15 protein-coding genes are annotated in these 11,626 nt (G+C 67.2%); 12 read left to right on the top strand and 3 right to left on the bottom strand.

All coding sequences use genetic code 11. The annotated features are described in order from the left end of the window. Nucleotides 1-183 precede the first annotated feature (183 nt). Both AC1RSK_RS24030 and AC1RSK_RS24025 read right to left on the bottom strand, forming a co-directional pair. Nucleotides 184-1,140 carry an acyl-CoA desaturase gene (locus tag AC1RSK_RS24030; RefSeq protein ID WP_492910228.1) on the bottom strand — a complete coding sequence of 319 codons (957 nt, stop codon included), beginning with the start codon at nt 1,138-1,140 and terminating at the stop codon, nt 184-186. Next, nucleotides 1,137-1,571 (bottom strand): hypothetical protein, encoded by a 435-nt coding sequence (locus AC1RSK_RS24025; RefSeq protein WP_492910227.1) that lies wholly within the window; start codon nt 1,569-1,571, stop codon nt 1,137-1,139. The genes AC1RSK_RS24030 and AC1RSK_RS24025 overlap by 4 nt, the downstream gene beginning before the upstream one ends. Nucleotides 1,572-1,655: 84 nt before the next feature. Here AC1RSK_RS24025 and AC1RSK_RS24020 point away from each other — a divergent pair, with 84 nt between their 5' ends. The 3 genes from AC1RSK_RS24020 to AC1RSK_RS24010 all read left to right on the top strand — a co-directional run bounded on the left by AC1RSK_RS24020 (nt 1,656) and on the right by AC1RSK_RS24010 (nt 3,181). Beyond that, nucleotides 1,656-1,973 carry a metalloregulator ArsR/SmtB family transcription factor gene (locus tag AC1RSK_RS24020; protein ID WP_492910226.1) on the top strand — a complete coding sequence of 106 codons (318 nt, stop codon included), beginning with the start codon at nt 1,656-1,658 and terminating at the stop codon, nt 1,971-1,973. A gap of 77 nt (nt 1,974-2,050) precedes the next feature. Beyond that, nucleotides 2,051-2,758, top strand: a complete 708-nt coding sequence (locus AC1RSK_RS24015) for a DUF6624 domain-containing protein (protein ID WP_492910225.1) — start codon at nt 2,051-2,053, stop codon at nt 2,756-2,758. An 87-nt stretch (nt 2,759-2,845) separates the two neighbouring features. After that, the gene (locus tag AC1RSK_RS24010; protein ID WP_492910224.1) at nt 2,846-3,181 is read left to right on the top strand and encodes a metalloregulator ArsR/SmtB family transcription factor; all 336 of its coding nucleotides are present in this window, start codon (nt 2,846-2,848) and stop codon (nt 3,179-3,181) included. Nucleotides 3,182-3,309: 128 nt separating this feature from the next. Here the strand turns inward: AC1RSK_RS24010 and AC1RSK_RS24005 are convergent, their stop codons facing one another. Next, entirely contained in the window at nt 3,310-4,638 is a 1,329-nt protein-coding gene (locus tag AC1RSK_RS24005; RefSeq protein WP_492910223.1) for an acyl-CoA dehydrogenase family protein, read from the bottom strand. 282 nt (nt 4,639-4,920) lie between these two features. Between AC1RSK_RS24005 and AC1RSK_RS24000 the strand changes: the two genes are divergently transcribed. From AC1RSK_RS24000 to AC1RSK_RS23960, 9 genes are all read left to right on the top strand, one after another. Then, nucleotides 4,921-5,247 (top strand): DUF8200 family protein, encoded by a 327-nt coding sequence (locus AC1RSK_RS24000; RefSeq protein ID WP_492910222.1) that lies wholly within the window; start codon nt 4,921-4,923, stop codon nt 5,245-5,247. A 152-nt stretch (nt 5,248-5,399) separates the two neighbouring features. After that, a complete protein-coding gene (locus tag AC1RSK_RS23995) occupies nt 5,400-5,654 on the top strand; it encodes a hypothetical protein (protein ID WP_492910221.1) in 255 nt (84 codons plus the stop codon). A gap of 495 nt (nt 5,655-6,149) precedes the next feature. After that, on the top strand, nt 6,150-6,704 hold the full coding sequence (locus tag AC1RSK_RS23990; protein WP_492910220.1) for a F0F1 ATP synthase subunit delta: 555 nt from the start codon (nt 6,150-6,152) through the stop codon (nt 6,702-6,704). A gap of 4 nt (nt 6,705-6,708) precedes the next feature. Beyond that, nucleotides 6,709-8,241, top strand: a complete 1,533-nt coding sequence (atpA, locus tag AC1RSK_RS23985; protein ID WP_492910219.1) for a F0F1 ATP synthase subunit alpha — start codon at nt 6,709-6,711, stop codon at nt 8,239-8,241. A 33-nt stretch (nt 8,242-8,274) separates the two neighbouring features. Then, nucleotides 8,275-9,153, top strand: a complete 879-nt coding sequence (locus AC1RSK_RS23980) for a F0F1 ATP synthase subunit gamma (protein WP_492910218.1) — start codon at nt 8,275-8,277, stop codon at nt 9,151-9,153. Nucleotides 9,154-9,182: 29 nt separating this feature from the next. Next, entirely contained in the window at nt 9,183-10,790 is a 1,608-nt protein-coding gene (gene atpD, locus AC1RSK_RS23975) for a F0F1 ATP synthase subunit beta (protein WP_492910217.1), read from the top strand. Between the two features lie 6 nt (nt 10,791-10,796). Further along, nucleotides 10,797-11,036: a hypothetical protein gene (locus tag AC1RSK_RS23970; protein ID WP_492910216.1), complete on the top strand. Its 240-nt coding sequence runs from the start codon at nt 10,797-10,799 to the stop codon at nt 11,034-11,036. Continuing rightward, nucleotides 11,036-11,299, top strand: coding sequence for an ATP synthase F1 subunit epsilon (locus AC1RSK_RS23965; protein WP_492910215.1), 264 nt, complete (start codon nt 11,036-11,038; stop codon nt 11,297-11,299). Before AC1RSK_RS23970 ends, AC1RSK_RS23965 begins: the two co-directional genes overlap by 1 nt. A gap of 110 nt (nt 11,300-11,409) precedes the next feature. Continuing rightward, nucleotides 11,410-11,626: hypothetical protein (locus AC1RSK_RS23960; protein WP_492910214.1), on the top strand; the 217-nt coding region annotated here is incomplete at its 3' end.

Raw genomic sequence — 11,626 nt, 5'->3', positions numbered from 1 at the left:
AAGAGCCAATCCAGCAAATGATGTGTCAGCTATGTCCCCGAACACCTGTCAGGCATGTCCCCGGGCTGAACACTTGTCCCTAGGACCCACGTGTCCGCTTGCACGAGCCGTGGAGTGGAGGCGCGGCCGCGCCTCCATGGCGGAAGATCGCGGCAGCTGAACCGTGGGTCCTAGGCACAAGGCCTAGGATGACGAGATTTGGGGTTGGGGGTGGAGGTCATCCTCCACCGTTCCAGCCGCCCGCAGACACCCCCGCGCCGGCAAATTCTCCGGCGTCCGCACGTTCCACGCCAGTCCCACCCGCTCCAGCAGCCGGATGAACACGAACCCCCAGTCCGACTGCCCCGGATACAGGCCGATCCGCGCCGAGCCCGGGTAGGCGTGGTGGTTGTTGTGCCAGGCCTCGCCCATGGTCGGCAGGCCCGCCCAGGGGACGTCGTGGGCCTGGACGCCGGCGCCGTCGACCAGCCAGGTCTGGGGCCCCTGCGTGTGGGCCAGGTGGCCGACCAGCCAGTGGCCGGTGACCGAGACGAAGACCCGGGCGCAGACGCCCCAGATCACGAAGGACCAGCCGCCGGCCAGATAGAGCAGGGCGGCGACGGGGAGCTGCTGCAGCATCCAGGTCCGTTCCAGCCAGCGGTAGAAGGGATCGCTGGCGATGCGCGGGACGATCTCGAAGCGCGGCGGATGCGTCAGCTCCAGCCGGCCATGCAGCTGCCAGACCGCGTCCTTCCACATCGGCGCGCCGTGCCGCAGGTAGGGGTGGCAGTCGGGCTGGCGCTGGGCCCAGTCGCGCAGGTCGTGGGTGCGGATCATCCAGAAGGGCCCGCTCATCCCGACCAGGGTTCCGACCCAGACCAGGAACCGCTCCAGCCACAGCGGACAGTCGAAGCTGCCGTGGATCAGCCGGCGATGGAAGCCGACCGAATGGCCGAGCAGCAGGCCCGCCCCGGTCAGCAGCAGGAAGACGGCGAAGGCGCTCCAGGTGAACAGCAGCGGGCCGGCGATGAGGGTGGCCAGCATCATCGCCCCGTTCCACAGCGAGTGGGCGGGGTCCCAGCAGACACGGCCCTCCACAGGGTTGCAGCCGGGGGTCTCGACGACCGAGTGGACGGCGTAGGGGTCGTGGTGGTGGGTCATGAGAAGGCCCCTTCCGGTCGAGGGGTTCTTCGATAGGCGAACCGCCAGCCGACGAGGCTGGCTGGCAGGCCGGACAGGGAGAGCAGCAGGCCCATGTTCCCGTCGCTGCCGCCCGTGAAGGTCGCGCCGCCGAGCCAGGCTCCGGCCATGCCGAGGACGATCGCCGCCAAGGGGCCGCGTAGTCCAAGCTGGTGAAACAGGCCCCAGCCCAGGGCGCCGACCGTGAAGGCCCCGAACAGCCAGACCGCCAGGACGAACGGGTAGAAGACCAGCCCGCCCGGCAGCAGATGGCCGGCCCGGTCGGGAACCCGCACGGCCTCTTCCGCCGCGATAAGCAGCAAGGTCACGGCGGCGCCGACCACGCTGGCCAGGACCAGGCCGCCGCTCGCCCGTCCCATGGTCGTGTCCAGGCGGGGATCTCGAAACAGCATGGCGGGCTCCTACGTGTAAGAAATAACTTAATTACCTAATCACCATGTTTGCAAGCGCTTAATTCATCGCTTAAATAAGAGGCCATGCAGCGAGTCTTCGAAGCCCTCTCCTCGACCGTCCGGCGCAAGATCCTCGCCTATCTGGCGCATGCCGACCTGACGGCGGGGGAGATCGCCTCGCGGTTCTCCATCTCCAAGCCGGCGGTGTCGCAGCACCTCAGCGTGCTTGAGGCGGCGGGCCTGGTGACCAGCGAGAAGAAGGGCCAGTTCGTGCACTACAGCCTGGTGCGCGAGAGCCTGGTCAACACCCTGAACGACTACGTCCAGGAGGTCTGCCCGGTGTCGCGGCCGCTGAAGGCGGAGAGCGCCGCCCGGGCCGCCAAGGCCAGGCCCGAAACCTGAGAGCCCTGGTTCGGCCCCGCGCCGGCCGCAGTTTCGTCACCGGCGCGCCGGCCAATGTCAGGGTCGGGAGGAACGCCATGCTGCGGATCATAGTCGCCTGCCTGTTTCTGGTCGGGAGCGCCCCGGCCTTCGCCGCCGATGCGCCGCTGTCGCCCCAGGCGCTTTCGCCCGAGGCCCAGGCTCTGATCGCGCCGGTCAAGGCGGCGCTCGACGCCGAGCGGGCCCGTCAGGCGGCGTTGCCGCCGCCGGCCGATGACGTCGAGAAACTGCTGCGGCTGGGGGCGATGGACCAGGTGGGGCGGCGGGTGCTGACCGGTATCGATTTCACCGTGCTGCCGGCCGGCGAGATCGCCGCGGCCCGCAAGGCCATGTGGGCGTCGGTCGAGGCGGCCGACGAGGAGAACCTCAAGGCGCTGCTGAAGATGATCCCGCCCGAGGGCTGGTTCCTGAAGAGCCGCTACGGCGCGAAGGCCGCGGCCGCCGCCTTCCACATCATCCAGCACAGCGACCTGGCGCAGTGGAAGCGGTTCGTGCCGGTGCTGGAACCGCTGGTGGTCACTGGCGAGGTTGACGGCCAGTCGTTCGGCCTGATGTACGACCGGCTGGCGCTCAACGAGGGAAGGCCGCAGCGCTACGGCTCGCAGATGAAATGCGAGGCCGGCAAATGGGTCCCCGACCGGCTGGAAGACCCGGCCCGGGTCGAGGAATGGCGCAAGGCGATGGGCTTTCCCCAGACCTTCGCCGAGTACCTGGAGCACTGGAAAACCTATCCGCCCTGCACTTGAGCGGCCGATAAATCGGTATTGACCCAATTTGCGAATTACCGAAATATCGACGTATCGGTTTTTCGCTTAATACTGAAATGGCCTGTCATGCAGCGGATCTTCGAAGCTCTGTCGTCGCAGGTGCGCCGCGAGGTGCTCCTTCTCCTGTCCGAGACCGAGATGACGGCCGGCGACATCGCCGCGCGGTTCGCCCTGTCCAAGCCGACCATGTCGCAACATCTGTCGGTGCTGCAGGTCGCCGGCCTGATCCGCGGGACCCGGCGCGGCCAGTTCATCCACTACAGCCTGGCGCGCGAGCCGCTCATCGAGGCGCTCAACGCCCTGCTGCTCGGCATCGGCGTCGATCCGCCCGCCGCGCCGGTGGTGGAAGAGGTCCCGGAGGTGGTGACGACGACGTCCACCTACTGGCGGCGGATGGACTGAAGCTGGGGACCGGTTGGCTGCGGGAGCAGCCTACCTGTCCCCGATCGGCTCAGGCGTCTGGACCTGCGCTGACCCGGACGTCGGCGCAGATCGGGGACAGGTAGGCCGCGTTGCGGCCAACCGGTCCCCTAATGCCGGGCGGGAACCGGCTGGACGTAGTCGCCGCCGGCCGCCGCCTGTTCGGCGAACTGCTTCCGCCGCGGACCCAGGTAGCCGAACAGGAAGGCCGCCACCTTGCGGATCTGAATCTCTTCGGAGCCCTCGGTGATCCGGTAGCGGCGGTGGTGGCGATAGATGTGCTCGAAGGCCTTGTGGCGGCTGTAGCCCATGCCGCCGTGCACCTGCATGGCCCGGTCGGCCGCCTCGCAGCACAGCCGGTTGCCCCAGTAGTTGCACATCGAGACCTTGTCGGAGAGTTCCTTCTCGATCTGCTTGTGCTCCATGTGATCCATGTCCCAGGCGGTCTTGCGGATCAGCAGGCGCAGCATTTCGCACTGGGTGGCCAGCTCGACGAGGGGGAACTGGATGGCCTGGTTGTCGCTCAGCGGCTTGCCGAACGGCTTGCGCTGGCGGGCGTACTTCACACTCTCTTCTATGCAGTAGACGGCGGCGCCCAGCGACGAGGCCGCCTGGCGGATGCGGTTCTGGTGCACGAAGGACTGGCCCAGCCCCAGGCCGCGGTCGATCTGGCCCCAATAGCTGTCCTCGGGAATCCAGCAGTCGAAGGAGATGCGCGGGTGGTCGGTGGGCATGTTGAACGTCCACATCCACTCTTCGATCTTGATGTGCTCGCGGGGCACGATGAAGCAGGTGATGCCGGTGGCGTCGCCGTCCTTGCCGCTGGTGCGGGCGAAGACCATGACGTGGCTGACCACATGCATGCCGGTGGTCCACATCTTCTCGCCCTTGATCCGCCAGCCGGGCTTGCCGTCCTTCTCTTCGCGGACGCCCGTGGACTCCATGAAGGTGGCGTCCGAGCCGTGGTTGGGCTCAGTCAGGCCAAAGGCCGTGCGCATCGTGCCGTTCAGCACCTTCTCGCCGTCGCGGGCCACCTGCTCGGGCGTGGCGAACTCCTTGAACATCAGGATGAAGGGGTTGTTGCCGACGATGCTGTGTTCGGTCTGCAGGTCGTTGAACAACCCTAAGCCCTTGGCCGCCAGGTGCTCGCGGATCACCGCCATGTCGAGGTTGCTGCCGGCCTTGCCGCCCATGTCCTTGGGCCAGGCGTAACGCAGATGCCCGGCTTCGTCGGCGACCTTGCGGCATTCGGCGAGGAGGTCTTCCCACTCCTTGCGGGGCAGGCCGTTGTTGTCCCAGTCGGTGCGGGCGTGTTCGCGGCGATGGTCGAAGAAGCGCTCGTTGTCGTCCCGCGCCTGGATCGGCTTGATCTTCTCCTCGATGAACCGGTCCAGCTCGGCCAGATAGTCGACGAGGTGTTGGGGCAGGTTGAAATCCATGGCCGTCGTCCCGATGTCATTATTCTTGGCCGGCACTATGCGCCGGTTGACGCGCGCGGCAACCGTGACCCCGCGTAAAGGCCGCGACAAAAGATTTTGCCGGTCAGCCAAAAAAACCGCTTGCACGTTTCTAGGTTATCGTTGATATCTAAGCAGTGCTTAGTTCACGTCGCGCTCTTCGGTGGGGATACCGGAGGGCAGACCAGCGGCGGGTTCGAAGGCAAAAAGTCTAACTCGATCCAAGCGTAGCGTTTCCTCACCCAACGCCCTGGAGGGCCTCACATGAAATTCCAAGTCCTCGCGGCTGCCGCCGCCCTGTCGCTCGCCTTCGCCGGTACGTCGTTCGCCGCTGATGGCAAGATCGTCGTCTCGCTGAAGACCCCCGTCGCCGCCAAGACCAAGGTCGTCGCCGGCGGCGCCGTGTTCAACTGCGAAGGCGCCGTCTGCGTCGCCGCCTCGGCCCCCAGCCGCACCGACACCGCCAAGGGCTGCAAGGCCCTGAGCAAGGAAGTCGGCGAAGTGCTGGCCTACGGCTCGCTGGGCAGCGAAGACCTCGCCAAGTGCGGCACGGTGGTCTCCACCACCCGCGCCGTGGCCTCCAACAAGTAGAAGTTTACCCCGCCGGGCGGTCTAACTCCCGCCCGGCAATTTCCTCGAGCAAACTCGACCTTGCGATGGTCAAGGGGCGGCTGGGTCATCCAGCCGCCCCTTTTCTCTATATCGGCCCTGCGATCAGACCAGTCTCCCCTAAGGACGGAAGAATGACCCACCCCCGCCTCACCCTTCTCCTGGAAGACGCCCTGACCGCCGCCGCGGCGGCGGACCGGCCGGTGGCCCCGGTGTCGCTGGCCCTCGACTACGGCGCGGCCGGCGAGGGCGCGGTGTCGGTGGCGGCGCAGGTCGACCGCTCGACCAAGAGCCTGGTGTTCGTCAGCGCCCGGGCGACCTGGCCGGACGGCCGCGTGGCCGGCGGCGGGCAGGGGGTGTTCAGGGTGGTGGGCCAGCCTGCGGGGTAGGGCAGGGCAGCCGTATTCGTGAGTTCGCCTCCGGTCTTCCTTCTCCCCTCGTGGGAGAAGGTGCCGGCGAAGCCGGCGGATGAGGGGGCTCCCGGCGATCACCGCGCCCGTAGCAACCGCCTCTACGCAGCTGAAAGACCTATCGACCCCTCATCCGGCGCTTCGCGCCACCTTCTCCCACAAGGGGAGAAGGGAACACTCACGGCGGCCGATCCAATCTTGGCCGCCTGTCATCCACAGCCGATGGTTCTTCGAGGTAGGGGAAGAGCTTACCCTGCGTGAGGCCCCCAGAGGGCCGAAATCCCCTGGGTTCCCACCTTATTTCCCCGCGACGTTGCGATGCACAACCCGCCGTGCTATCAGGCGCCCGGCTTCGGGCAGGCGGTTCATAACGACCCCCTCGCCCATGTGCTTTTCTCAAGCGCTTTCAAGCCTTTAGGATCGTGGTGGGGGGCACCCTGCTGGCGACGGACAGAACGCACCGGACGGACCAAATTGGCGGACGACAGCAAGACCAACGATGTGGGCGATCGATACGCCCAGGCCCTGTTCGACCTGGCCATGGATAACAACGCCCTGAAGGCCGTCGAGGCCGACATGGAAACCCTCTCGCGCGCGCTCGCCGAGAGCAAGGACCTCAAGCGCCTGATCGAATCGCCGGCCTTCACCGCCGAGGACAAGGGCAAGGGCCTGGTGGCCGTCGCCGCCAAGTCCGGGGTCCACATGCTGACCGCCAAGTTCCTCGGCCTCTTGGCCGCCAACGGCCGGGCCCGTGACCTGGCCTACGTCATCACCTCCTTCCGCAACCTGGCCGCCGCCCACCGCGGCGCGGTCACCGCCGAGGTCGTCTCCGCCCTTCCGCTCACGCCTGCTCAGTCCAAGGGGATCGCCGCGGCGCTCCGCCAGTCGCTGGGCAAGGAACCGGAAATCTCCACCCGCGTGGACCCCGCCCTCCTGGGCGGACTCAAGGTCCGCGTGGGCTCTCGTCTGTTCGATGCTTCGCTGAAGTCGAAGCTCGACTCCCTGAAATTCGCCCTGAAGAGAGCGTAACGTTATGGACATCCGCGCCGCCGAGATTTCGGCCATCCTCAAGTCGCAGATCGCCGGGTTCGGCGAAGAAGCCGATGTCTCCGACGTCGGCTCGGTTCTGTCCGTCGGCGACGGCATCGCCCGCGTCTACGGTCTGGACAATGTCCAGGCCGGCGAAATGGTCGAGTTCCCCTCGGCCGGCGTGAAGGGCATGGCCCTGAACCTGGAACGCGACAACGTCGGCATCGTGATCTTCGGCAACGACAGCCAGATCAAGGAAGGCGACGAGGTCCGCCGCCTCGGCGAGATCGTCGACGTGCCGGTCGGCAAGGGCCTGCTGGGCCGCGTCGTCAACCCGCTGGGCGAGCCAATCGACGGCAAGGGCCCGATCGTCGGTTCCGAGCGTCGCCGCGTCGACGTCAAGGCGCCCGGCATCATCCCGCGCAAGTCGGTGCACGAGCCGGTGCAGACCGGCCTGAAGGCCATCGACGCCCTGATCCCGATCGGCCGCGGCCAGCGCGAACTGATCATCGGTGACCGTCAGACCGGCAAGACCGCCATCGCCATCGACGCCATCCTCAACCAGAAGGCCGCCAACGCCGGCGATGACGAGAGCGCCAAGCTCTACTGCATCTACGTCGCCATCGGTCAGAAGCGCTCGACGGTCGCCCAGATCGTCAAGACGCTCGAGGAGGCCGGCGCGCTGGAATACACCATCGTCGTCGCCGCCACGGCCTCCGAGCCGGCCCCGCTGCAGTTCCTGGCCCCCTTCTCGGGCTGCGCCATGGGCGAGTACTTCCGCGACAACGGCATGCACGGCCTGATCATCTATGACGATCTGTCCAAGCAGGCCGTGGCCTACCGCCAGATGTCCCTGCTGCTGCGCCGCCCGCCGGGCCGCGAAGCCTACCCGGGCGACGTCTTCTACCTGCACAGCCGCCTGCTCGAACGCGCCGCCAAGCTGAACGAAGACAACGGTTCGGGCTCGCTGACCGCCCTGCCGGTCATCGAGACCCAGGCCAACGACGTCTCGGCCTACATCCCGACCAACGTCATCTCGATCACCGACGGCCAGATCTTCCTGGAAACCGACCTGTTCTTCCAGGGCATCCGCCCGGCCGTGAACGTCGGTATCTCCGTTTCGCGCGTGGGTTCTTCCGCCCAGATCAAGGCGATGAAGACCGTCGCCGGCCCGATCAAGGGCGAGCTGGCCCAGTACCGTGAAATGGCCGCCTTCGCCAAGTTCGGCTCCGACCTCGACGCCGCCACCCAGCGCCAGCTGGCGCGCGGTGAGCGCCTGACCGAGCTGCTCAAGCAGCCGCAGTACGCGCCGCAGTCGGTCGAGGAGCAGGTCTGCGTGATCTACGCCGGCACCCGTGGCTACCTCGACAAGATCGCCACCGCCGACGTCCGCCGCTTCGAGACCGAGTTCCTGAGCCGCCTGCACAGCAAGCACCAGGACCTGCTGGACGCCATCCGCACCACCAAGGCGCTGTCGGGCGACCTCGAGGACAAGCTGAAGAGCGCCCTCGCCGACTTCACCGCGACGTTCGCCTAAATCCGGCTGGACCGAAGGAGAGAGTAGCCCTCGATGGCCAGCCTCAAGGAAATGCGCAATCGGATCTCGAGCGTGAAAGCCACGCAGAAGATCACGAAGGCCATGCAGATGGTCGCCGCCGCCAAGCTGCGCCGCAGCCAGGACGCGGCCCAGAACGCGCGCCCCTATGCCGAGCGCATGGCCTCGGTCATCGCCAACCTGGCGGCGGGGGTGTCCGGCGACGGCGCGCCCAAGCTGCTGGCCGGCACCGGCCGTGACCAGCGCCACCTGGTGGTGGTCGCCGCCGCCGACCGTGGCCTGGCCGGGGGCTTCAGCTCCTCGATCGTCCGCGCCGCCCGCGAGAAGATCAGCAAGCTGATCGCCGACGGCAAGGACGTGAAGATCATCACGATCGGCAAGAAGGCGCTGCCCGCCCTTCGCCGTCTGTACCCGGACCGGATCATCCAGAGCTTCGACCTGTCGGCCGAACGCACCCTGACCCTGTCGGTGGCCCAGCCGATCGCCGAGCGGATCATCGAGATCTACGACGCCGGCGAGACCGACGTGGTCACTCTCTTCTACAGCCGCTTCAAGTCGGTGGTCAGCCAGACCCCGGTTGGCCAGCAGCTGATCCCGGCGCAGGTCTCCGGCGGGGGTGCTCCCGCTGACCTCGGCGGCGCCGCCTACGAATACGAGCCGAGCGAGGAAGCCATCCTCGAGACCCTGCTGCCGCGCAACATCACGGTGCAGGTGCTCTCGGCGCTGCTCGAAAACATGGCCGGCTTCTACGCCAGCCAGATGACGGCCATGGACAACGCCACGCGCAACGCTGGCGACATGATCCAGGGCCTGACCATCCAGTACAACCGAACCCGCCAGGCGCAGATTACCAAGGAGCTGATCGAGATCATCTCCGGCGCCGAAGCCCTCTGACCGAATAAGACCGCACGGAAGACCAAGACATGGCCACCGCCCCCAAGAAGCCCGCCGCCCCCAAGGCCGCCAAGGCCGCCGCCGCCCCGAAGGCCGCCGCGGCTCCGAAGGCTGCCGCCGCCCCCAAGAAGGCCGCTGCGCCGAAAGCCGCTGTCGCCGGCGGTAAAGCCGCCCAGCTGTCGTTCGACGGTGCGACCGGCCGCATCTCCCAGGTCATCGGCGCCGTCGTCGACGTCGAGTTCACCGGCGCCCTGCCGTCGATCATGAACGCCCTGGAAACCGAGAACCGCGACCAGCGCACCGGCGAGACCTTCCGCCTGGTCCTGGAAGTCGCCCAGCACCTCGGCGAAAACGCCGTCCGCTGCATCTCGATGGACACCACCGAGGGCCTGACCCGCGGCCAGCCGGTCATCGACACCGGCGCCGGCATCCGCGTTCCGGTCGGCCCGGGCACGCTTGGCCGCATCATGAACGTCATCGGCGAGCCGATCGACGAGGCCGGCCCGATCCAGTCGGACATCTACAACGTCATCCACCGCGAAGCCCCGAGCTTCGAGGAACAGGCCACCTCGGCCGAAGTCCTGGTCACCGGCATCAAGGTCATCGACCTGATGTGCCCCTACACCAAGGGCGGCAAGATCGGCCTGTTCGGCGGCGCCGGCGTCGGCAAGACCGTGACCATGCAGGAACTGATCAACAACATCGCCAAGGCTTACGGCGGTTACTCGGTGCTGGCCGGCGTCGGTGAACGCACCCGCGAAGGCAACGACCTCTACCACGAGATGATCGAGTCCAACGTCAACGTGGACCCCAAGAAGAACAACGGCTCGACCGAAGGCTCCAAGTGCGCCCTGGTCTACGGCCAGATGAACGAGCCCCCCGGCGCCCGCGCCCGGGTCGCCCTGACCGGCCTGACGCAGGCCGAGTACTTCCGCGACGTGGAAGGCAAGGACGTGCTGCTGTTCGTCGACAACATCTTCCGCTTCACGCAAGCCGGCGCCGAAGTGTCGGCTCTGCTGGGCCGCATCCCCTCGGCCGTGGGCTATCAGCCCACCCTGGCCACCGAGATGGGCAATCTGCAGGAACGCATCACCTCGACCAACAAGGGTTCGATCACCTCGGTCCAGGCCATCTACGTTCCCGCCGACGACCTGACCGACCCCGCGCCCGCCGCCTCGTTCGCCCACCTGGACGCGACGACCGTGCTGAGCCGCGACATCGCCGCCCAGGCCATCTTCCCGGCCGTCGACCCGCTCGACAGCACCAGCCGGATCATGGACCCGCTGGTCATCGGTGAAGAGCATTACGCCGTCGCCCGTCAGACCCAGGAAATCCTCCAGCAGTACAAGCAGCTGAAGGACATCATCGCCATCCTGGGCATGGACGAGCTGTCGGAAGAGGACAAGCTGACCGTGGCCCGCGCCCGCAAGATCCAGCGCTTCCTTTCGCAGCCCTTCTTCGTGGCCGAGCAGTTCACCAACACGCCCGGCGCCTTCGTCGAGCTGAAGGACACCATCCGCTCGTTCAAGGCCATCTGCGACGGCGAGTACGACCACCTGCCGGAAGGCGCCTTCTACATGGTCGGCCCGATCGAGGAAGCCGTGGCCAAGGCCGAGAAGATGGCTCAGGAAGCCTAAAGCCTGATGGAAGACGACGACATCGCCGCCGGCTACTGCTGTGACGACATGGAGGCCTGCCTTGGCGCGGGTCCCGAGGCGGCGCTGTTCGAGCACGACAGCGGTCTGATCCTGCTCAACGCGGGCCGGACCGAGCGCGACGGTGAGGAGGGCGACCTCCTCATCTCCGTGCAGTTCTGTCCCTTCTGCGGCACCGAGCTGCAGACCGATGAAGATATCGACGCCGCGCTGGAGGCGGTGGACTGATGGCCGACAAGCTCCATTTCTCCCTGGTCGCCCCTGAGCGCGAAGTCTTCGCCGGCGAGGTCGACCGCGTCGACGCCCCCGGTGTCGAAGGCGATTTCGGCGTGCTGGCCGGCCATGCGCCGTTCATGACCGCCCTGCGCGAGGGCAGGGTCACGGTGATCAACGGCTCGACCACCCGGGTGTTCGACGTCCAGGGCGGCTTCGCCGACGTCACCCCGGCCGGCCTGACCATCCTGGCTGAACACGCCGTCGAGGCTGCTTAATTTATTACCGGCGTCATTTTTTCGCCGGGATTCAATCGTTGGCAGGTTGCGAGGGATCGCAAGGCGGTCTTTGATGCCGCCGCCTGATATCAAGAAGGGTCTTACCGCCGATGCGTCTCGCCATCCTGTCCCTGCTCGCCGCCAGCGCCCTGGCCACGGGTGTTGTCGCCCAGGAAGCTCCGGCGCCTGAACCCACGCCGCCGCCGCAGGCCCCGGTCGCCGCCCCGGCCCCGGCCACGCCGGAACCGACCCCCGCTCCGGAAGCCGCGCCCGCGCCGACCCCGGCTCCGGCTCCGGAAGCCGCCCCGGCTCCTGCCACGCCCGCCG

This window comes from Caulobacter sp. GW821-FHT11A05, assembly GCF_058809015.1.
The sequence above is the reverse complement of the archived record's forward strand: the minus strand, read 5'-3'. Positions and strand labels throughout refer to the sequence as shown.

Bases quoted from the DNA above. Each gene is read 5' to 3' on its own strand.
- AC1RSK_RS23965 (WP_492910215.1), top strand. From the start codon at position 11,036: ATGGCCGACAAGCTCCATTTCTCCCTGGTCGCCCCTGAGCGCGAAGTC.
- AC1RSK_RS24025 (WP_492910227.1), bottom strand. From the start codon at position 1,571: ATGCTGTTTCGAGATCCCCGCCTGGACACGACCATGGGACGGGCGAGC.
- AC1RSK_RS23970 (WP_492910216.1), top strand. From the start codon at position 10,797: ATGGAAGACGACGACATCGCCGCCGGCTACTGCTGTGACGACATGGAG.
- AC1RSK_RS24015 (WP_492910225.1), top strand. From the start codon at position 2,051: ATGCTGCGGATCATAGTCGCCTGCCTGTTTCTGGTCGGGAGCGCCCCG.
- AC1RSK_RS23995 (WP_492910221.1), top strand. From the start codon at position 5,400: ATGACCCACCCCCGCCTCACCCTTCTCCTGGAAGACGCCCTGACCGCC.
- AC1RSK_RS24005 (WP_492910223.1), bottom strand. From the start codon at position 4,638: ATGGATTTCAACCTGCCCCAACACCTCGTCGACTATCTGGCCGAGCTG.
- AC1RSK_RS24010 (WP_492910224.1), top strand. From the start codon at position 2,846: ATGCAGCGGATCTTCGAAGCTCTGTCGTCGCAGGTGCGCCGCGAGGTG.
- atpA (WP_492910219.1), top strand. From the start codon at position 6,709: ATGGACATCCGCGCCGCCGAGATTTCGGCCATCCTCAAGTCGCAGATC.
- AC1RSK_RS24020 (WP_492910226.1), top strand. From the start codon at position 1,656: ATGCAGCGAGTCTTCGAAGCCCTCTCCTCGACCGTCCGGCGCAAGATC.
- atpD (WP_492910217.1), top strand. From the start codon at position 9,183: ATGGCCACCGCCCCCAAGAAGCCCGCCGCCCCCAAGGCCGCCAAGGCC.
- AC1RSK_RS23980 (WP_492910218.1), top strand. From the start codon at position 8,275: ATGGCCAGCCTCAAGGAAATGCGCAATCGGATCTCGAGCGTGAAAGCC.
- AC1RSK_RS24030 (WP_492910228.1), bottom strand. From the start codon at position 1,140: ATGACCCACCACCACGACCCCTACGCCGTCCACTCGGTCGTCGAGACC.
- AC1RSK_RS24000 (WP_492910222.1), top strand. From the start codon at position 4,921: ATGAAATTCCAAGTCCTCGCGGCTGCCGCCGCCCTGTCGCTCGCCTTC.